Source organism: Bradyrhizobium sp. 195 (genome assembly GCF_023101665.1).
Taxonomy (GTDB): Bacteria; Pseudomonadota; Alphaproteobacteria; order Rhizobiales; family Xanthobacteraceae; genus Bradyrhizobium.
Genome location: NZ_CP082161.1, coordinates 2,726,257 through 2,745,452 on the forward strand (window position 1 = coordinate 2,726,257; position 19,196 = coordinate 2,745,452).

Annotated in this window: 18 protein-coding genes; 15 read left to right on the top strand and 3 right to left on the bottom strand. The window is 62.8% G+C overall.

All coding sequences use genetic code 11. The features are described from left to right. Positions 1–94 precede the first annotated feature (94 nt). The 7 genes from IVB26_RS12660 to IVB26_RS12690 all read left to right on the top strand — a co-directional run bounded on the left by IVB26_RS12660 (position 95) and on the right by IVB26_RS12690 (position 6,851). A complete protein-coding gene (locus IVB26_RS12660; RefSeq protein ID WP_247971959.1) occupies positions 95–673 on the top strand; it encodes a TetR/AcrR family transcriptional regulator in 579 nt (192 codons plus the stop codon). Positions 674–742: 69 nt separating this feature from the next. Further along, on the top strand, positions 743–1,543 hold the full coding sequence (locus IVB26_RS12665) for an SDR family NAD(P)-dependent oxidoreductase (RefSeq protein WP_247971960.1): 801 nt from the start codon (positions 743–745) through the stop codon (positions 1,541–1,543). A 600-nt stretch (positions 1,544–2,143) separates the two neighbouring features. Further along, positions 2,144–3,244 (top strand): NADH:flavin oxidoreductase, encoded by a 1,101-nt coding sequence (locus IVB26_RS12670; RefSeq protein ID WP_247971961.1) that lies wholly within the window; start codon positions 2,144–2,146, stop codon positions 3,242–3,244. A 194-nt stretch (positions 3,245–3,438) separates the two neighbouring features. Beyond that, a complete protein-coding gene (locus tag IVB26_RS12675) occupies positions 3,439–4,236 on the top strand; it encodes an ABC transporter ATP-binding protein (protein ID WP_247970755.1) in 798 nt (265 codons plus the stop codon). Beyond that, positions 4,233–4,946: an ABC transporter ATP-binding protein gene (locus tag IVB26_RS12680; RefSeq protein WP_247970754.1), complete on the top strand. Its 714-nt coding sequence runs from the start codon at positions 4,233–4,235 to the stop codon at positions 4,944–4,946. Before IVB26_RS12675 ends, IVB26_RS12680 begins: the two co-directional genes overlap by 4 nt. 13 nt (positions 4,947–4,959) lie before the next feature. Further along, positions 4,960–5,838, top strand: a complete 879-nt coding sequence (locus IVB26_RS12685) for a branched-chain amino acid ABC transporter permease (RefSeq protein ID WP_247971962.1) — start codon at positions 4,960–4,962, stop codon at positions 5,836–5,838. Between the two features lie 2 nt (positions 5,839–5,840). Next, positions 5,841–6,851 carry a branched-chain amino acid ABC transporter permease gene (locus tag IVB26_RS12690; protein WP_247971963.1) on the top strand — a complete coding sequence of 337 codons (1,011 nt, stop codon included), beginning with the start codon at positions 5,841–5,843 and terminating at the stop codon, positions 6,849–6,851. 322 nt (positions 6,852–7,173) lie between these two features. Here IVB26_RS12690 and IVB26_RS12695 read toward each other — a convergent pair whose 3' ends face one another. Then, positions 7,174–7,617: an acyl-CoA thioesterase gene (locus IVB26_RS12695; RefSeq protein ID WP_247971964.1), complete on the bottom strand. Its 444-nt coding sequence runs from the start codon at positions 7,615–7,617 to the stop codon at positions 7,174–7,176. Positions 7,618–7,891: 274 nt separating this feature from the next. Here IVB26_RS12695 and IVB26_RS12700 point away from each other — a divergent pair, with 274 nt between their 5' ends. The 8 genes from IVB26_RS12700 to IVB26_RS12735 all read left to right on the top strand — a co-directional run bounded on the left by IVB26_RS12700 (position 7,892) and on the right by IVB26_RS12735 (position 16,919). Beyond that, entirely contained in the window at positions 7,892–9,721 is a 1,830-nt protein-coding gene (locus IVB26_RS12700) for a tannase/feruloyl esterase family alpha/beta hydrolase (protein ID WP_247971965.1), read from the top strand. Between the two features lie 537 nt (positions 9,722–10,258). After that, positions 10,259–11,518, top strand: a complete 1,260-nt coding sequence (locus tag IVB26_RS12705; protein ID WP_247971966.1) for an aromatic ring-hydroxylating oxygenase subunit alpha — start codon at positions 10,259–10,261, stop codon at positions 11,516–11,518. Next, positions 11,518–12,012, top strand: coding sequence for an aromatic-ring-hydroxylating dioxygenase subunit beta (locus IVB26_RS12710; RefSeq protein WP_247971967.1), 495 nt, complete (start codon positions 11,518–11,520; stop codon positions 12,010–12,012). Before IVB26_RS12705 ends, IVB26_RS12710 begins: the two co-directional genes overlap by 1 nt. A gap of 15 nt (positions 12,013–12,027) precedes the next feature. Next, positions 12,028–12,822, top strand: coding sequence for an enoyl-CoA hydratase/isomerase family protein (locus IVB26_RS12715; RefSeq protein WP_247971968.1), 795 nt, complete (start codon positions 12,028–12,030; stop codon positions 12,820–12,822). Positions 12,823–12,825: 3 nt separating this feature from the next. Next, positions 12,826–13,578, top strand: coding sequence for an SDR family NAD(P)-dependent oxidoreductase (locus IVB26_RS12720; protein ID WP_247971969.1), 753 nt, complete (start codon positions 12,826–12,828; stop codon positions 13,576–13,578). 1 nt (position 13,579) lies between these two features. After that, positions 13,580–14,515, top strand: coding sequence for an alpha/beta hydrolase (locus IVB26_RS12725; RefSeq protein ID WP_247971970.1), 936 nt, complete (start codon positions 13,580–13,582; stop codon positions 14,513–14,515). 83 nt (positions 14,516–14,598) lie between these two features. Then, complete coding sequence (locus tag IVB26_RS12730) at positions 14,599–15,705, top strand: acyl-CoA dehydrogenase family protein (RefSeq protein ID WP_247971971.1); 1,107 nt, start codon at positions 14,599–14,601, stop codon at positions 15,703–15,705. A gap of 29 nt (positions 15,706–15,734) precedes the next feature. Further along, positions 15,735–16,919: an enoyl-CoA hydratase-related protein gene (locus IVB26_RS12735; RefSeq protein WP_247971972.1), complete on the top strand. Its 1,185-nt coding sequence runs from the start codon at positions 15,735–15,737 to the stop codon at positions 16,917–16,919. A gap of 33 nt (positions 16,920–16,952) precedes the next feature. Here IVB26_RS12735 and IVB26_RS12740 read toward each other — a convergent pair whose 3' ends face one another. Next, positions 16,953–18,113 carry an ABC transporter substrate-binding protein gene (locus tag IVB26_RS12740; protein WP_247971973.1) on the bottom strand — a complete coding sequence of 387 codons (1,161 nt, stop codon included), beginning with the start codon at positions 18,111–18,113 and terminating at the stop codon, positions 16,953–16,955. 33 nt (positions 18,114–18,146) lie between these two features. Beyond that, positions 18,147–19,193 (bottom strand): branched-chain amino acid ABC transporter permease, encoded by a 1,047-nt coding sequence (locus tag IVB26_RS12745; protein WP_247971974.1) that lies wholly within the window; start codon positions 19,191–19,193, stop codon positions 18,147–18,149. Between the last annotated feature and the right edge of the window lie 3 nt (positions 19,194–19,196).

Sequence of the window (19,196 nt, forward strand, 5' to 3'; positions counted from 1 at the left end):
GCGGAGTGCCAAATCCAGGGGTTGAGATTGATAGATTGCAGTTGAACTCTATATAAGATATAGAAGTGGGACGAAATCCAAATGGAGGTCCACGATGCGAGTGAGTCGCACCCAGGCGGCCGAGAACCGCCAAACCGTGATCAATGTGGCCAGTCGCCTCTTCAGGGAGCGCGGCTTCGACGGCATTGGGCTCAAGGACCTGATGAAGGGTGCCGGGCTAACCCAGGGCGCCTTCTACAAGCAGTTCGCGTCCAAAGAGGATCTGGCGGTCGAGGCATCCAGGCGCGCTCTGGAGAGCGCGTCCGGCCGATGGACGGATGCTGCCACTCAGAATCCCGATGATCCGCTTGGCGCGGTGATCGGGTTCTACCTCAGCGGCGACCATCGCGGAGAAAAGATGGACGGTTGCCCGATCGTGGCGCTTGGCTCGGATGCCGCGCGTCAGGGCCCCGAGGTGAAGGCGGAATTTGAAGCGGGCATCAAAGCCCATCTCGACGTGCTCGGCCGCTTCATCGCCGGAGCTGACGACGAGGCCTCCCGCAGCAAGGCCATGGCCATTCTCGCGACGATGGTTGGCGCGGTGACGCTCTCGCGCATGATCAACGACCCCGATCTGGCTCAGGCCGTTCTGGATGCCGCAGCCGAACAGGTTCGCGACGCCGCTGTCGCTTGAAGGATGGGACGTTGTTCGGATTGAGAACGTGCCCGAGGCCCATTCGCGGATCAAACTAGAAAGAGAACGATGTCGAAAGAGGCAGCGGACAGCTTCGCCGGAAAATGGGCTCTGATCACGGGCGCGTCGAGTGGCCTCGGCCTTGAATTCGCAGATCTCCTGGCGGCGCAGAAAGTCAATCTCGTGCTGGCGGCGCGACGGCAAGAGCCGATGGATAGGCTTGCCTCCGATCTCCGCCGCAAATACGGGGTGGATGTGCTGGTCGAGGCGATCAATCTTGCCGCGCCGGGCGCGGCCACCCGCCTGAAAAGCAGTCTCGACGCGAGGTCAGTGACGGTCGACATCTTGTTGAACAATGCCGGCTTCGGCTTGCACGGCGATTTTCTGGACACGCCGATCGAGCATACCGCGAACATGATCCAGCTCAACATCACAACGCTCACAGAGCTGACCTATCTATTCGGCCATGACATGGCTAAGCGGCGATCCGGACATATCCTTCTCATCGCCAGCCTTCTGGCCTTCCAGGCCGTCCCCAGCTACGCGGCCTATGCGGCGACCAAGGCTTATGTCCTCGCGCTTGGCGAGGCCCTGCATGACGAACTCCGCCCAAACGGTGTGGTCGTTACCAGTCTCTGCCCGGGGCACACCGCGACGGGCTTCGATGCGGCAGCCGGCGCAACCGCATCGGCCGTGCTGCGCCTTCTCACCATGAAGCCGCGCCCGGTCGCCGCGAGCGGAATTCGGGCATTGCTGCAAGGAAAGGCTATGGTGGTCGCAGGCTTCTCGAACAAAATGGCCGCCTTTTCAAATCGTCTGACACCGCGATCAATGCAAAGGGCCACGATGAAAAGAATAATGGACGCTTGACTCCGGAGCGCCTGGGTGCGGGCGCTCGCCGAACCAGCGCGGGTTCTTGACTCTTGGCAGAGGTCGCAGAAAAGGCGCGTGTGCAAGCAAGCGCGGATACGAGCCGATGGCTCTTGTAATTGAAGCTCGACCTCAGCACCAACCATCGAAGAACGGATCGACAGTTGTCGGATCTTGGCGCGCGGGATCGCGGCCCTCTCGACGCTAGACCGGCGCCTTGAGCCGTTGCGAGCTGTGCAATGACCCGCGTTCGCGCAAGCGGTTTTGAAGAGTGTCGCCGAACAGGTTCGTGAGACCGCGCACAACGCCCCGACCAGCGCAGTCGAAATCGCCAGACCAGCCGACCTCGATAAAAATTCCAAAAAAGAACTGCGTCATAGTGTCTAAGGGAGCCATTGGTAAGAAAAAGTTTGATCAAGCTTCATTGACGGTTCTTATTTAGAACTGTATAGGGAGGCGCTCCTTGCAAAACGAGCCAATCCAAGAATTCGCCGAAAAGGGGGGAAGGTGATGATCGTCGATGAGCGCACTCCGACTCGCAATCGCGAGATCGATCGCTCGCACCGAACTTCGTTAGGTTAGAGCGAGTCTGGAGCGCAAATGGCGATCGACGTTCTTTTTCGGCCGTTCACATATAAAGGCCTGAACCTGCCAAATCGCGTCGTTATGGCGCCGATGACCCGCTCGTTCTCTCCAAATGGCATAGTTACCGCAGATGTAGCGCAGTACTACCGTCGCCGGGCCGAAGGCGGGGTCGGACTTATCATTTCGGAGGGCACAGGGGTTGATCGCCCGGCTTCCTTGAACGACCCGAACGTCCCTCGGTTTCACGGCGTACAGGAGCTCGCCGGCTGGCGTCGCATCGTGGACGAAGTCCACGATGCCGGCGGACTGATGGCGCCTCAGCTTTGGCACGTCGGCGCCGTCCGCACGCGCGAGAAAGACTGGCAGCCTCCAGGCGCCTACGACAGCCCTTCGGGGCTTTCGCGACCCGAGAAGAATCTGGGCATCCCGATGAGCGATGAGGATATCGCGGACGCCATTCGGGCTTTCGCGGATGCCGCTCTTGCCGCCAAGCGCTCGAATTTCGATGCCGTCGAGCTGCATGGAGCGCACGGCTATCTGATCGACCAATTTTTCTGGGAAGGGACCAATCGCAGAGAAGATGCGTATGGTGGCAGAAACCTACCCGGAAGAGCGCGTTTCGCCGCAGACATCGTGCGCGCGGTGCGTAAATCGGTCGGCCCTGAGTTCCCGATATTGCTTCGGATCAGCCAGTGGAAGCAGCAGGACTTCGCCGTAAAGCTCGCCAGCACGCCGCGCGAATTGGAGGCGTGGTTGATGCCTCTGCGTGAAGCCGGTGTTGACATTCTTCATTGCTCGCAGCGGCGCTTCTGGGAGGCGGAGTTCGAGGGCTCGGATCTGAATTTCGCGGGGTGGGCGAAAAAGGTGACTGGCTTGCCGACGATTTCGGTCGGCTCAGTGGGGCTGACCGGTGAGTTCATCGCCGCATACGGCGGAGAGAGTTCGCGACCGGCATCCTTGGACGAACTGGTCCGTCGTCTGGACCGAGAGGAATTCGATCTCGTGGCCGTTGGTCGGGCGCTGCTTCAGGATCCGCAATGGCTGTTGAAGGTGCGTGACGGACGAGCCGCTGAACTGATGGCTTTCGATCGCTCGGCATTTGCGACCTTGAGCTGAACATCGGAACGCGTCGATTGCTCTTTTGAGCACCGGGCATTGGAGGAGATGCGCAAGTTGCGACATCAAATCCCAAAAAAACAATGACGCAATCAGGAGGGAAAAGTGCGCGAGAAGCGGAGGGGATTGGATAGCCGTGGTCGTTGCGGAGCGCGGTCGCTCACCAGGTCGCCGAACGACAAGGGCGAGACGAGATGACGCAGGCACAGCTCGCGCAGGGGACATCGCCCCTGCTCGCGGTTCGCGACGTCAGCGTCGTGTTCGGCGGCATCATCGCGCTCAACGGCGTGTCCTTTGACATGCACAAGGGCCAGATCCTCGGCTTGATCGGCCCCAACGGCGCCGGCAAGACCACGCTGTTCAACTGCCTCTCGCGGCTTTATCAGCCGTCGTCCGGCGACATCCTGATGGAAGGCGCGAGCATCCTGACGCGGCCGCCGCACCGGATCGCCGAGATCGGCATCGGCCGCACCTTCCAGAACGTCGCGCTGTTTCCGAACCTGTCGGTGATGGACAACGTCCGCGTCGGCGCCCATTCGAAGACCTCCAGCGACATCATCAGCGACTCCCTGAAGCTTGCCTGGGTCCGGCGCAGCGAGACCAGCGTCAACAAGAAGGTGCACGAGATCCTCGCCTATCTCGATCTCGAGGACGTCGCCCACACCGTCGTGTCAGGCCTGCCCTTCGGCACGCAGAAGCGCGTCGAGCTGGCGCGCGCGCTGGCGGCCGATCCGAAGATCCTGCTGCTCGACGAGCCGGCCGGCGGCCTCAACCATGAGGAAGTCTATGTGCTCGGGGACCTCATTCGCCGCATCCGCGACGAGCGTCACATGACCGTGCTGCTGGTCGAGCACCACATGGGCCTCGTGATGTCGATCGCCGACCATGTCGTCGCGCTGAACTTCGGCAAGAAGCTCGCGGAAGGCACGCCCGCCCAGGTGCAGGCCGACCCCGACGTCATCAAGGCCTATCTCGGGAGCAAGGACCAATGACGACGCTGCTCAACGTCAAGGACCTGCGCGCCTATTACGGTCAGGTCCAGGCGCTCCATGGCCTGTCCTTCTCGCTCAACGAGGGCTCGCTCGTGACGCTGCTCGGGGCCAACGGCGCCGGCAAGACCACCACGCTGCGCGCGATCTGCAACATGGTGCGCTCGACCGGCGGCATCGAGTTCGACGGCAAGCCGCTGAACAGCCGCTCCACCGAGAGCATCGTGCGGTACGGCATCGCCCACGTGCCGCAGGGCCGCGGCACCTTCACCACCATGACGGTGGAGGAGAACCTCCAGCTCGGGGCCATCACCCGCAAGGACAGCGCCGGCATCGTCTCCGACATCGAGCGCATGTACGCGCATTTCCCGGTGCTGAAGCAGCGCCACACCCAGCAGGCCGGGACGCTGTCCGGCGGCGAGCAGCAGATGCTCGCGGTCGCCCGCGCGCTGATGCTGCGGCCGCGGCTGATGCTGCTGGACGAGCCATCCTTCGGCCTTGCGCCGCTGGTGGTGCGCGACCTGTTCGGCATCCTCGGCAAGATCAACCGCGAGGACAAGGTGTCGATCCTGGTGGTCGAGCAGAACGCCCAGCTCGCGCTCGAACTGGCCGACCAGGCCTATGTGATCGAGACCGGCCGCATCGTGATGTCGGGCAAGGCCAAGGACATCGCGAACAACGAAGAAATCCGCAAATCCTATCTGGGTTACTGAGGGAGCCGGGACAATGGAGCTGTTCACCAACCAGGTCCTGGCCGGCATCGCCACGGGCGCGATCTATGCCTGCATGGCGCTCGCCGTGGTCATGATCTACCAGGCCATCGACCATCTCAACTTCGCGCAAGGCGAGATGGCGATGTTCTCGACCTTCATCTCCTGGCAGCTGATGCAATGGGGCGTGTCCTATTGGGCCGCCTTCATCATCACGCTGGCATTCTCCTTTGTCGCCGGCATCGCGATCGAGCGCATCCTGTTCAAACCGCTCGCCAAGGCACCGGTGCTGACCAACGTCGCCGGCTTCATCGCGCTGTTTGCGATCATCAACTCCTCGGCCGGCCTGATCTGGGACTTCACCATCAAGCAGTATCCGACCCCGTTCGGCTCTTCGCCGTTCCTGGGCAGCCAGCTGATCTCGACCCACCAGGCCGGCATGATCGGCGTCACCGTGCTGCTGCTGCTCGGGCTCTACTTCTTCTTCCAGTACACGCGGATCGGTCTTGCCATGCGCGCGGCCGCCTCGGTGCCTGAATCGGCCCGCCTGGTCGGCATCAACACGAGCTGGATGATCGCGCTCGGCTGGGGCATGGCCACCGCGATCGGCTCGATCGCCGGCATGCTGATCGCTCCTGTCGTGTTCCTCGAGCCCAACATGATGGGCGGCGTGCTGATCTACGGTTTCGCCGCCGCGGTGCTCGGCGGACTGTCGAGCCCGTTTGGCGCGGTGGTCGGCGGCTTCCTGGTCGGCGTCTTCGAGAACCTCGCCGGCACCTACATCCCCGGCGTCGGCAACGAGCTGAAACTCCCGATCGCGCTCGCGCTGATCATCTCCGTCCTGGTCGTCAAACCCGCTGGCCTGTTCGGCCGGCACATCGTCAAGCGAGTTTGATCATGAGCGCTGCAGAAGACGTCGTCACGGAAGCCCCGGCCGTCGAGGCGGTTCCGAAGCGGGCCATGACGCTGGGCACGGGCACCTCGCTATTGGTGCTGGCGGCGCTGCTGATCGCACCCGTCTTCGTCAAGAACTTCATCATCTTCCAGATGACGATGCTCCTGATTTACGGGCTCGCCGTGCTCGCGCTCAACATCCTGACCGGTGGCTCCGGACAGTTCTCGCTCGGCCAGAGCGCGTTCTATGCCGTCGGCGCCTATACGACCGCAGTGCTCTTGGAGCACTTCAACGTCAACTATGCGCTGACGCTGCCAGTCGCCGGCGTGGTTTGCTTCGGATTTGGTTACCTGTTCGGCAAGCCGGCACTGCGGCTGTCGGGCGTCTATCTGGCGCTCGCGACCTTCGCGCTCGCAACTGCGATGCCGCAGCTGCTCAAGCTGAACGTTATCGAGCACTGGACCGGCGGCGTGCAGGGTCTCGTCGTCACCAAGCCTGACGCGCCGTTCGGCCTGCCGATGTCGCAGGACATGTGGCTGTACTACTTTACGCTCATCGTGACGCTCGCGATCTACATCTTCGCGGTGAACCTGCTGCGTTCCCGCTCCGGCCGCGCCTTCATGGCGATCCGCGACAACGAGATCGCAGCTTCCGCGATGGGTGTGGATGTCGCGCTCTACAAGACGCTGGCCTTCGGAGTGAGCGCCGGCATCACCGGAGTGGCGGGGGGCCTGAGCGCCATTGCGGTGCAGTTCGTGGCGCCCGACAGCTACACCTTCCTCCTCGCGATCTCGCTGTTCCTCGGCATGGTCGTCGGCGGCGTCGGCTGGCTGCCCGGCTCGTTCGTCGGTGCAGCCTTCATCATCTTCGTGCCGAACATGGCGGAGAGCATCTCCAAGGGCCTTTCCGGCGCGGTGTTCGGCGTGATGCTGTTCCTCGTCATCTACCTGGTGCCGCACGGCGCAAGGCAGGTCGCGCTTCTTGTTCAGAGAAAGCCTTCTGGGGGGAGATGACGAGAATGCCGGGCGATCGGCAGAAGCCGTTCTAAGGAATTGACCGCTCAGGCCAGCATAGGAGTCGTTCGATTGACATTCATTCTTACGCCAATTTCCGGTGTCCGCTTTGTGAGACACCGTGAGCCATTCTACACTCAAGAATTTCATAATGATAATTTCAACGAGGCAGTTGGCGGGATGCAGCGCAATTGGGTGCGGCGCGTGCTCGACTGGTATGGGGCGATTGTGCCCGGTTACTTTCGATGCTGAGCCGTCGCCATGAGACGGCCGACCTGATCGTGCTTCAATACACGGGAATATCGGGCCGACCGCGCGAGTGCTAATACCGAAGCAAGTCTCCAATCGCAGATCTTTGCTCTTCGGTCAGCGATACTTTCGCTCGCGTTTCGGCGTCGACATAGACATGCGTGAATTTACAGACGGCCGATGCCTTGTCGGCGGCTTCGCCAAACATCGCAAGCTCGTACGTGATCGAACTGCTCCCCAGTCGACCCAGCCGAATGCCGATATCGACCGTTTCCGGAAAGCCGACCGGAGCCAGGAATTCGCATTCACTGGCGATACAAAGCCCGATCGACGTCTGACCTGGCGCCCGGAGAATTCCGCGCTCGATCGCCAGAAGGGTCAAGGCCGTGTCGAACCAGCTATAATAGGTTGCATTGTTCACGTGTCCGTAGGCATCACAATCGGCCCAACGGCTCGAGATCTTCGTCCACCAGACGAAGTCTTCGCGACGCTCGTCGCGCGCCGGACGGTCGGACATCGTAGACGCTCCACTGCAACTCGTACCTGCTGAAGCTTGCCTAGCTTGTCGGATCAAGGGAGGCAAGTCACGAAGAAGCGGACGCGCGTCGATACGCGCCCGCAAAGACATTCGGATGGTGCGCGGCGATGCATGGATCGAAAGCTTCACTGGCCCCGCGTCCGGCAGCTATTTGACAAAATAACATCATGTTAGGTTCGGGTAATAAACGGATAATTGTTCGGGGTCAGCGACGCGCTATCGTTGCAGGCCGGGAATCGAGAGGGATATGTCGATGTCGACTACGCCACGGAAAATCATCTGGTCCCTTCTGCTGCTGGCAGTCTCGAGCCAGCTTACCGCTGCGCTGGCCGAGCCACTGTCGTGCGACGATGGTATCAAGCAGGCTTTTCGTCCTGATGAGAATACCAGCGTCGTCGCCGTTCGCCTGGTGAAAAAGGGCGAGGAGCTGCTGGCCCCGGACGCGCCGACGCCGATCACGGCGACCGCCGACCTCTGCCTCGTCAAATTGCTGGTCGGCCCTGGCGCCACTGCGGAGAAGGACAAGTCGGCGCGCTCGTATTCCGAAGGCATCGGCATCGAAGTCTGGCTGCCGACACCCGCCAACTGGAATGAACGCATCCGCAACTATGGCGGCGGCGGCTGGGTCGGCGGCGGACATCGCTACGCCGACAAGATCGGGAGCAAGGTGCCGGCCATCGTCAATGCCAACATCGGTTATGCTTCCGGCACCACCGATGCCGGCCAGCCCTGGTACCAGGACGGCTCCTTCACGTTCTTGTCCGACGGCAAGGTGAATGCCGAGGCGCTGCGCAGCTTTTCGGTCGATGCGATGGTCGAGCAGGCGGTAAAGACGAAGGCTCTAGTCAATCTCTATTACGGCAAGGCGCCCAAGTTCGCCTACTACGACGGCCATTCGCAAGGCGGCCGGCAGGGCATGAAGATCGCTCAGGAATTTCCGGAGCTTTACGACGGCTATCTGATCGCCCAGCCCGCGCTCAACATTGCCAGATTCGGCACCGTCTCGATTTATCCGCAGATCGTGATGAAGACCGAGCTTGGCATCACCGCAGTCAACAAGGCTGAAGCGACCGCCTTCGCGTCCAAGGTGGATGCGGTCAACAAGCGCGCGGTGGCGACCTGCGACAAGGCGGGGCTCGGCTTCCTGCTCGATCCCTTTGCGTGCGATTACGATCCTGCACGCGATGCGACTGCCCTTTGCGCGGGGGAGGCGGGGACCGGCGTCACCGGCAGCAGCAATGATGTGGCGACCTGCATGAGCGCCAGCGAGGCGAGGGCGCTCGGCAAGATCTGGTACGGCGCGGCGCGTGATGGCAACGTCGACGCAGCACAGAGCCGCGATGCTCGGAGCGGAAAGTCGCTCGGCAACAATCAGCTCTGGTGGACGTTCACGCGCGGCACCGCGATCGCCGGCCTGGTCAAGAGTGCATCCACGGACGCTCTGGCGCTGGCCTTGCAGGACGTGCGCTTTGCCGCCGATGCCGGCGCGACGTCATCGATCCCGATCGCGAACGGCTCCACAAATGTCCGAAACAAATGGCTCGAACTCGACTATGCCGGTGTTGCCGATGCCTTCGACAAGAACGTCGCCCTGCAGCCGACGCTGTTTGCGGGTCTCGCCACTGACAAGGCCGATCTTGCCAAGCTGCGCGACCTCGGCCGCAAAGTGATCGTCTGGAGCGGGCTTGCCGACGACGCCATTCCGCCGGCAGGCAACGTCAACTATCACGAGCGCGTGTTGGCGGCGATGGGTGGCCAAGCCGAGGTGCAGAAATTCATGCGCATGTACCTGTTGCCCGGCGTCGCGCATTCCTCTCAGGGACGCGCCTATGCGGCCGGGGGGCGCAACGATGCCGTGCCGCTGCCGAAACTGCCCGGCAACGCCAACCAGAAGCCCGCTCGCGAGCAGGATCAGTTCTTCTCCGCGCTCACAGACTGGGTCGAGAGGGGTGCCGCTCCGGAGGAGATCCTGCTGGTGTCGCGCGATAACAGCGTGAGCTATCCGGCGTGTGTCTATCCGCTGATGACCACATGGAACGGCAGCGGGCCGACAACGCAGCCTTCAAGCTTCAGCTGCCGCTGATCCCTGCAATGTTGCTGACAGGGCAACACCAATCCCTGCGAGCTGGTCGACGCCGGCCGGCTTGCCGCCGCCGTCGCCCCCTGCGCGGAATGGCTGCCGCGCAGATCGGCGTGACGGATCGCCCGGACCACCCTTCGGACGAAAGAAAAGGACACGCGGAGTAACGACGCTTTCTTCGCGGGACTGCTCGTCATCGAGGCGGTGCGGGAGTTCATGGCTGCGCTCGACCGGTCGGCATTGTGGTGCCGTTTGTCTTACCAGGCCAGCCCGGTCGGGGGCTGCTTGCGATCCCCTGTCGATCAGGGTCCTCCGGCTAAGCTCTGATAGGTCTTCCGCATGATCGGCTTTCCGCGGGCGGCGTCTCCGGCTGCCCGACCGCGCCCTTTGATCACCGGCGGCTCTGGTCGATAGGCCTGGGAATTGGAGGCCCCATCAAGTGCAACGGCGACGACCACGCATTCGGGCTTGCTGTGCGGCACCAGCTTTGCTAATAGTTAAACGGTCAGTCGGATTATTATTCGGGTCGGAGGCCAGACGATGAACGTCGTACGACGGATGGCGCAATGGAACGAGCTGATCCACCCCGATCGGATCCACGGCTCGCTCTACACCGACCGTTCCATTTTCGAGGCAGAACTGCAGAACATCTGGTACCGGACCTGGGTCTATGTCGGCCACGAGAGTGAGGTCCCCAAGGCCAACGACTACGTCGTCAAGTCAATCGGTCCGCAATCCGTGATCATGACGCGCGACGAGCAGGGCAAGGTAAACCTGCTGCTCAACCGCTGTTCGCACCGCGGCAATCAGGTCTGCTCCTATGACCGCGGCAATGCGCGGTCCTTCACCTGTCCGTTCCACTCATGGACATTCGCCAATGACGGCCGCCTGGTTGGCTATGCCTTCCCCGACGGATATGAGGGGCAGGACAGGGCGGAACTCGCGCTCGGTCGGGTGACGCGCGTCGAATCCCACCGCGGGTTCGTGTTCGGCTCCTTCGCCGCCGAAGGCCCGACCCTGAAAGAGCATCTCGGAGGCGCCGCCGAGACCATCGACCGCCTGGTACGCACCTCGCCGGAAGGCGAAGTCGAAGTCACTGCCGGTTTTCTCAAGCATCGCGTGAAGGCGAACTGGAAGTTCATCCTGGAGAACGAGTGCGACGGCTATCATCCGGCCTTCGTCCACACCTCGATCTTCGGCGTCGCCGACAGCATGATCGGCAAGCTCTATGGCGGTGCCTCGACCGCACTGACCCGCGACTACGGCAATGGCCACACCGAGATCGACCTGCGGCCCGAATTCCGCAAGCGCGACCTGCCGATGAGCTGGTTCGGCACCAGTGAAGAGCGCTTGCCGGACTACACGGCGCGCATGAAGGCGGCTTATGGCGATACAGCCGCACGGGAGATCATGATCGATGGCACGCCGCATGTGATGATCTTCCCGAACCTGTTCATCGCCGAAATCCAGATGTTCGTCATTCAGCCGCTCGGTGTCGACGACAGCGTGCAGCACGTTACTGCGCTGCAGTTCAAGGGGGCGCCTGATCTGAACCGCCGCTTGCGCCAGCAGACCATGGGCTCCGTCGGCCCGGCCGGCTTCCTGCTTGCCGATGATTCCGAGATGTACGAACGCTGCCATCGCGGTGTACTGGCGCGCAATCCGGAATGGGTTTTTCTCGGCCGCGGCGAAAAGCGCGAGCGCCGGGACGAACTCGGTTTCAAGATCGGCCACGTCACGGACGAGGTGCCGTCGCGCGGCATCTGGGCTCACTATCGCAAGCTGATGGAGGCCGCCTGATGCTGTCGCGCGAGAGCAGCGCCACGCTGATGGGCGCCGTGACTGCCTTCCTGAATCGCGAAGCGCGCTTGCAGGATGAACATCAATACGAAGCCTGGGAAAGGCTCTGGACCGACGACGGCGTCTACTGGGTGCCGGCCAACGGCGCCAATATCGATCCGGAGCGGGAGATGTCCATCATCTACGACAACCGCTCGCGGATCGCCCTGCGCGTGCGCCAGCTCATGACGGGCAAGCATTTCACCCAGACGCCGCAATCGAACCTGCGTCGGCTCGTTTCCAACATCGAGCTGATGGGTGAGCAGCCGGGCGGCGACATCGCGGTGGCCAGCAACAGCCTGATCTTCGAATCGAGCTTGCGTGACGATACGCTGTGGGCCGCCCGCAACGAGTACCGATTGCGCCATGTCGATGGCGATTTGCGCATGGCTTACAAAAAGGTGGTGCTCGTCAACAATGACAAGGCGATCTACACACTGTCATTCCTGGTCTAGGAGAGGTCTCGCGCCATGATCGATAAGGGACCTGTTTTGCTCGACATCGACAAGGGTATCGCGCATCTGCGTCTCAACCGGCCCGATGCCGCGAACGGCATGAGCGTCGAGCTTCTCAGCGCGCTCTGCGATGCCATCATGGCGTGTCACGGCCACCCCGATCTGCGCGTGGTACTGCTGAGCGGCGAGGGTGCGAACTTCTGCGCCGGTGGTGACGTGCGCGCCTTTGCGTCCAAAGGCGAGAAATTGCCGGACTATATCCGCCAGGCGACGGCCTATCTGCAGAATGCGGTCACCGGCTTGTTGCGGCTCGAAGCACCTGTCATTGCCTCGGTGCACGGCTTTGCGGCGGGCGGCGGCGGGTTCGGCCTCGTCTGCGCCTCAGACATCGTCATCGCGGCCGAATCGGCGAAGTTCCTCGCGGGTGGAACGCGCGTTGCGATGGCGCCGGATGCGGGCGTGTCGGTCACGCTGTCACGCCTGGTGGGCCTGCGGCGCGCGATGTCGATCCTCCTCACCAATCCGGTGATCCCGGCGGCCGAGGCACTCCAGATGGGGATCGTCACCAAGGTCGTTCCTGACGGCGAGCTCACCGAGGCCTCGCTGACGCTGGCGCGCGAGCTCGCAGCCGGAGCGCCGAAGGCGCTTGCCGCAACCAAGCGCCTGGTCTGGGCCGGCACCGGGACGAGCATCGAGCAATGCCTGTCCGAGGAGGCGCGCACGGTTTCAGAGCTGTCCGGCATGGCGGACGCGCGCGAGGGCCTTGCAGCCGTCATCGAGCGGCGCAAGCCCATCTTCACGGGACGCTGAGGTGTGACAGATACGCTTCCATTCGGACGACTGGACGGCCGGCGCGCCTTCGTGTCGGGCGGCGCGCGCGGCATTGGCGCTGCGATTGCAAAGAGCTTTGTCGGTGCGGGCGCCAACGTCCTGATTGCCGACCTCGACATGGCCCAAGCTTCCGAGGTCGGGCGGCAGATCGGCGCCGCCGCTGTTCGCCTCGACGTCAGCGATGCGGGCGCGGTGCAGGCGGCCGTGGCGCAACACGGCCCATTCGACATCCTCGTCAACAATGCCGGGATCGACCAGCACGCCTTTTTCATCGAGACCACGCCGCACGACTGGGCAAAGCTGATCGCGGTCAATCTCACGTCTGTTCTGGCCTGCACCCAGGCCGTCCTGCCGGCGATGCAGGCTGCAAGGTACGGCCGCATCATCAACATAACATCCGAAGCCGCCCGGCTCGGGTCCAAGGGTGGGTCGGTTTACTCCGCCGCCAAGGGCGGGGTCATCGCCTTCACCAAGAGCATGGCGCGAGAGAACGCGCGATACGGCATCACGGCGAATGCGATTGCGCCCGGTCCGATCCGCACGCCAATGCTGGAGCAGGCGATCGCCCGCGGTGGTGACAAGATCCTTCGAGCGATGACCGATGCAACCCTGCTGGGCCGGCTCGGCGAGCCGGACGAGGTTGCAGCAGCCGCGCTGTTCCTGGCGTCCGACCAGGCCGCCTACATCACGGGTGAGACGCTCGGCGTGTCCGGCGGCATGGGAATCGGCGGCTGAGATGAAGGATGCGGCCAGCGATATTGCGGTAACCCCTGTCGATCGTGCGGTCGAGCGGCTGCAGTCGGTCTACCGCAAATGGACGCGCGATACGAGCGTCGAGCAGATGCGTCACGATTGGGATGGAGCGTTCGCCGGCTGCTCCGTGCCGATGACCTGCCGTCAGGTCTCGGTCGGCGGTGTCGAGGGCGAGTGGTTCGCGCCCGCCGCCGCGCCGCAGGAGAAAGCCATCCTCTATCTCCATGGCGGCGGCTTCCGCGTCGGCTCGATTGCCTCGCACCGGGATCTGATCGCGCGAATCGCCAGCTCCTGTGGTTGCCGCCTCCTGGCGATCAACTATCGCCTGGCGCCCGAGCATCGCTTTCCAGCCGCGCTGGACGATACGCTCGCCGCCTATCGATACCTGCTCGACCAGGATTTGCGACCACCCGACATCGCACTCGCGGGAGACTCGGCCGGCGGCAACCTCGTGCTGAGCGCCATGCTGGCGTTGCGTGATCGCGGCGAGAATCTGCCGGCAGCCGCCGTGCTGATGTCGCCCTGGACCGACCTCGCCGCGACAGGTGCAAGCTACGAAAACCGCGCGACGGTCGACCCGATCCATCAGCGCGCGATGATCCTCGTACTAGCGAAAAACTATCTGGGCCGGGATGGCGATCCGTGTCACCCGCTGGCCTCGCCGCTCTATGCCGACTTGTCCGGCTTGCCGCCGCTTCTGATCCAGGTCGGCGACCGCGAGACGGTGCGCGACGATTCAACCGAGTTCGCTGCCAGAGCCAGAGCTGCCGCCGTCAACATCGAGCTGCAAATCTGGGATGGCATGATCCACGTGTTCCAGATGTTCCCGGAAATCCCGCAGGCTGGCGAAGCTATCGCGGCGCTTGCAAAATTCCTGCGCGGACATCTTCACATCCAAGATGGGAGGGCGGCACAATGAACGTCATGACATCCAGTTCCCGCCAGCCTGTTGAAGCTGAATTTCAATTCTCGGAGCAACCCAATCTGCCCGAGGAGCTTCGCATGCTACGCGAGCAGGTACGTCGCTTCGTCGAGAAGGAGGTGGTGCCGCATGGTGACGCCTGGGAGCGCGACGGCAAGATCCCGCGCGAGATTTTTCGCCGCATGGGCGCGCTCGGATTTCTTGGCATGCGTCACGCGCCGGAGTACGGCGGCACCGACATGAGTCCGCTGGCCTCGATGGTGTTCGCCGAGGAATTGGGACGCTCGAGCTTCGGCGGCTTCACCTCGTCGATCCTGGTGCACACCGACATGTCGGCGGTGCACATCTCTTTGCGCGGTACGCCGGAGCAGAAGCAGAAATACCTGCCGGCAATCATCCGTGGCGAGACGATTTGCTCGATCGCAGTGACCGAGCCGGATGCCGGGTCCGACGTAGCTGGCCTGAAGACCCGCGCGACCCGCGATGGCGACAGCTGGGTGATCAACGGCTCCAAGATGTTCATCACCAATGCGGTCTATGGCGACATCCTGATCGTCGCTGCCCGTACCGATCCGCACGCCAAGGGCAGCCGGGGCATCTCGCTGTTCATCGTCGAGCGCAATACGCCGGGCATCGCTGTGACCAAGCTCGACAAGCATGGCTGGCTCTGCTCGGACACCGCTGAAATCGCCTTCCAGGACGTCCGTGTACCGGCCAATGCTCTGCTCGGAGAGGAAAACAAAGGCTTCTACGGCATCATGGAGACATTCCAGAACGAGCGCATCTGCATCGGCGGCATCTGCGCCGGCGAATCCGCCAAGGCGATCGAGCTGACGGCAAACTACGTAAAGACACGGCAGGCGTTCGGCGGACCGCTCTGGAACCAGCAGGCCGTGCGACTGAAGCTCGCCCAACTCGCGGCCAAGGCAGCCGCCGCGCGCCAGCTTGCCTATCACGCCGCCGAGCTCGCCTCGGCTGGGCAGCCCTGCCTGCGCGAAGTGTCGATGGTCAAGGCGCTGTCGCCCGAGGTGCTTCACGAGGTCGTGCACGGCTGCCTGCAGTTGCACGGCGGCAGCGGCTTCATGCGCGGGACGCCGATCGAGCGCATGGTTCGGGACGCGCGCGTGCTGACCATCGGCGGCGGCGCCACCGAGGTCATGCTGGAAGAAGTCGCCAAGAGGATGTAGCTCAGGCGATCTTGCGGGGAGGAAGGTCAATGCAAAAGGCTCGTTCCGACATCGCACGGGCGCTCTACGCGGCCCTGGCTGCAGGAAACAGGGAGCAGCTTGAGACCTTGCTCCACCCGGATTTCGTTGGCGAGATCGCCGAGGGAATGCCCTTCGGCATTGGTGGCCGGCACGAGGGCTCCTCTGCGATGCGCCGCAACGGGTGGGGAGCGATTGCCCGGCATTTTGCGGCACGTGCGGAGCCGGAGCGCTTTCTCGAGGTCGGAGAGGCGTGCCTGCTTGTGACAGGCCGATATCGTGGCGAGGGCAGGCATGGAGGAGCCTCTCTCGACGCCTCTTTTGCGCACCTCATCTCGTTTGAGGGTGATCGCATCACGCGCCTCGAGCAATATACCGATACGGCCCGCTGGCATGATGCCGCGAGCCCGTTCAAGACCGTTCTCCTCAACATCGCAGATGGTGTTGCAACGCTTCGGCTAAATCGGCCCGACCAGGGCAACGCCATCAATGAAGAGATGGCCGCGGATCTTGAAGAGGCTTCAACGCGAATTGCCGAGACCTCCGGCTTGCGCGCCGTACTGATTTCGGGAAACGGACCAAACTTTACCATGGGAGGGGATGTCAATCTCTTTGCCGGCACGCCGTCGGCCGAGCTGCCGGGCAAGCTTCGTCGCATGATCGATGGTTATCATCGCGCCATCGATCGCTTGACGAGCATCGATGCACCAGTCGTTGCGGCGGTGCGCGGCGCGGCGGCCGGAGGCGGATTGGGCCTCCTCTACATTGCAGACATCGTGGTCGCATCCACCGACGCGCGCTTTGCTCTCGGATATGGCGCGCTGGGTTTGACGTCCGACGGTGGCAACACCTGGTTTCTGCCGCGGATGGTTGGCATGCGGCGGGCGCAGGAACTGTTCCTGCTGAACCGCCGCTTGTCGGCGCAGGAAGCCTTGGAATTCGGCCTGGTCTCCCGCCTCGTGCCGGACGATTCGGTGGAAGGCGATGCAATCGCCGTTGCCCGCGAACTGGCGGCGGGGCCGACGCGGGCCTTTGGGGCCATGCGGCGTATGCTACGGCAATCCTTTGAAACGAGCCTCGGCGCTCAACTCGAAGCCGAAATGCAATCGATCGTCGACGCGAGCCGCTCCGACGATGCGCGCGAGGGTATCGCCGCCTTCGCAGCCAGGCGTCGGCCCGTCTTTAAAGGCGGATGACCGGGCGTTGCCTCGGCCATCCGCTGGAGGTCATCACTTCACCGGCTTAAAGCTGAGCGTAGCGGTGTCGGCCTGCGTGATCTGCAGCTTCTGGTTCGAGAAGCGGATGCCGGGTCCGAAGCTGATCGGAGCCATCACGCCGGTCTCGACATTCTTGGTCTTCTCCAACTCGCTGATCGTACAGGCCCAGGTCGGCTGCTTGCCGCAACGTTCGATTGCCGCGATCAGAACCTTGGCCGCGGCATAGCCACTCATCGTGTAGCGATTGATCCCCTTGAACTCTGCTTCCGACACAAGCGGCCTTGCTTTCTCGAGGAACGCTTTGCCGGCCTCGCCGGCAAAGGGCTCGACATAGTCCACCGCGAAGATGCCATCGCCGGCCGGCCCCATCAGCTTGAGCACCGGCTCGATGCGGCCGGGCCAGAAGATGCCGGTCACAGGCTTGACGTTGAGCTTCTCGAGTTCCTTCATCATCGCGATGTTCTCCGCGATGATGCCGCCGGCCAGGAACACTTCGGCGCCGGAATCCTTCAGCTGGAGCATGTCAGACGAGAAATCCTGCTGGCCCTTCTTGTAATTGCCGCTGTAGACGACTTTCAGTTTCTTCGACTTGACCACGGAATCGAAGCCGTCGCGCACCGTGATGCCGTAGTCGTCGTCCTGCGTGATGAGACCCCATTTCTTGCCGGGGTTCTTCTCCGCGAGATAGTTGACGAGATGGATGATGCCTTCCTCGTAGGACTGGCCGACGACGAATACGTTCTTGCGCGGCGGCTCCCACAACAGCTTGACCGGCGCGACGTCGATCACGGTCGGGATGCCCGCCTTCTCGAGTACGGGCATCACGGCGATCGACTGGCCAGAGCCGGACATGCCAAGCATGGCAAAGACCTTGTCGACCTCGATCACTTTCTTGACGCCCTGGATGGTACGCGCGGTGACGTAGCCGTCATCCTCCAACACGTACTTGATCTTGCGGCCGTTGATACCACCGGCATTGTTGGCTTCCGCGATCGCGATCTTGTGACCGATCGAGGCGGCGACGCCGAGTAGCGCCGGGGGGCCGGTGAGCGGTTCGACATCGCCGATCAGGATCTCGGTATCGGTGATCCCGGGCTCCGCGGCAAATGCACCGCCGCCCGCCAGCAAGGTCGTCGCGAGCAGGATTGACGCGGTAGTCAGATGATTTCTCATTGTCCGTCCTCCCTCCAATTTTGATCTTCTTTGTCAGTAACGCAGCGGCCAGTTCACCCATGCGCGCCTGATGTCGTGCCAGGCACCGACCAGCCCGCGCGGTTGGAAGCGTAGGAATAGGATGATGACGAGGCCGTAGAGCATGCTCTTCAGCTCCTGTGCGCCGGTCGTAAACACCGCGTCGAGCTGCGCGCTGAAGAAGCTGAAGACGAGGCGTGCAGCCTCGGGAAGCAAAACGATCAGAACGGTCCCGAGCACGGCGCCGAGCGCCGACCCGAGCCCACCGACGATCAGGATCGCCAGAGCCTCGATCGACAGCAGGAACGGAAAGCCTTCGACGCTGACGAAGGAGAGGTAGATACCGTAGAGAGCACCGGCGAGGCCGGTAATGAAGGCCGACGTGACGAAGGCAAGCAGCTTGTAGGCATGCAGGTTGATGCCCATGACACGGGCCGCGGTGTCGTTGTCGCGGATCGCGACAAAAGCCCGGCCGACCCGGCTGCGGCGAATGTTGAGTGTGGCAAACAGGGTCAGCGTGGCGACGCCAAGGCAAAGGTAAGTGAAGGCTGCGTCGCTGTCGAAGCTGATGCCAAGAATCTCCGGCCGCTGCACGGAGAGGCCGCGGGCGCCATTGGTGAGCCAGCGCATCTCCAGGATTACCGTGTTGATGATGAACGAGAAGGCGAGCGTCGTGATCGCGAGGTAAAGGCCCTTCAGGCGCAGCGATGGCGCACCGACGATCAAGCTGGCCAGCGCCGGCACGAGCCCCGCGCCGAGGAAGCCGATCAGCGGCGGCAGATGATATTTCGCTACCAGGATGGCATAGGCATAGGCGCCGGTGACGAGGAAGCCGACATGGCCGAGCGAGATCAGACCGGTGTAGCCGGTCAGGATGTTGAGGCCGAGCGCGCCGGTCACCGTGATCAGGATAATCATCAGGAACGACAGCGCATAAGCGTTCAAGACGTAAGGCGCGACGATCAGCGCCAGCAACAGCACCGCCGACCACAACCAAATCGGCGGAGATTCGATCAGGGCGACGAGCTCGCCATAAGTCTGCTTGTAATCGCCGGTGCGCATCGT

Excerpts from the sequence above, each read along its gene's own strand:
- IVB26_RS12660 (WP_247971959.1), top strand. The coding sequence starts at position 95 with ATGCGAGTGAGTCGCACCCAGGCGGCCGAGAACCGCCAAACCGTGATC.
- IVB26_RS12665 (WP_247971960.1), top strand. The coding sequence starts at position 743 with ATGTCGAAAGAGGCAGCGGACAGCTTCGCCGGAAAATGGGCTCTGATC.
- IVB26_RS12670 (WP_247971961.1), top strand. The coding sequence starts at position 2,144 with ATGGCGATCGACGTTCTTTTTCGGCCGTTCACATATAAAGGCCTGAAC.
- IVB26_RS12675 (WP_247970755.1), top strand. The coding sequence starts at position 3,439 with ATGACGCAGGCACAGCTCGCGCAGGGGACATCGCCCCTGCTCGCGGTT.
- IVB26_RS12680 (WP_247970754.1), top strand. The coding sequence starts at position 4,233 with ATGACGACGCTGCTCAACGTCAAGGACCTGCGCGCCTATTACGGTCAG.
- IVB26_RS12685 (WP_247971962.1), top strand. The coding sequence starts at position 4,960 with ATGGAGCTGTTCACCAACCAGGTCCTGGCCGGCATCGCCACGGGCGCG.
- IVB26_RS12690 (WP_247971963.1), top strand. The coding sequence starts at position 5,841 with ATGAGCGCTGCAGAAGACGTCGTCACGGAAGCCCCGGCCGTCGAGGCG.
- IVB26_RS12695 (WP_247971964.1), bottom strand. The coding sequence starts at position 7,617 with ATGTCCGACCGTCCGGCGCGCGACGAGCGTCGCGAAGACTTCGTCTGG.
- IVB26_RS12700 (WP_247971965.1), top strand. The coding sequence starts at position 7,892 with ATGTCGACTACGCCACGGAAAATCATCTGGTCCCTTCTGCTGCTGGCA.
- IVB26_RS12705 (WP_247971966.1), top strand. The coding sequence starts at position 10,259 with ATGAACGTCGTACGACGGATGGCGCAATGGAACGAGCTGATCCACCCC.
- IVB26_RS12710 (WP_247971967.1), top strand. The coding sequence starts at position 11,518 with ATGCTGTCGCGCGAGAGCAGCGCCACGCTGATGGGCGCCGTGACTGCC.
- IVB26_RS12715 (WP_247971968.1), top strand. The coding sequence starts at position 12,028 with ATGATCGATAAGGGACCTGTTTTGCTCGACATCGACAAGGGTATCGCG.
- IVB26_RS12725 (WP_247971970.1), top strand. The coding sequence starts at position 13,580 with ATGAAGGATGCGGCCAGCGATATTGCGGTAACCCCTGTCGATCGTGCG.
- IVB26_RS12730 (WP_247971971.1), top strand. The coding sequence starts at position 14,599 with ATGCTACGCGAGCAGGTACGTCGCTTCGTCGAGAAGGAGGTGGTGCCG.
- IVB26_RS12735 (WP_247971972.1), top strand. The coding sequence starts at position 15,735 with ATGCAAAAGGCTCGTTCCGACATCGCACGGGCGCTCTACGCGGCCCTG.
- IVB26_RS12740 (WP_247971973.1), bottom strand. The coding sequence starts at position 18,113 with ATGAGAAATCATCTGACTACCGCGTCAATCCTGCTCGCGACGACCTTG.
- IVB26_RS12745 (WP_247971974.1), bottom strand. The coding sequence starts at position 19,193 with ATGCGCACCGGCGATTACAAGCAGACTTATGGCGAGCTCGTCGCCCTG.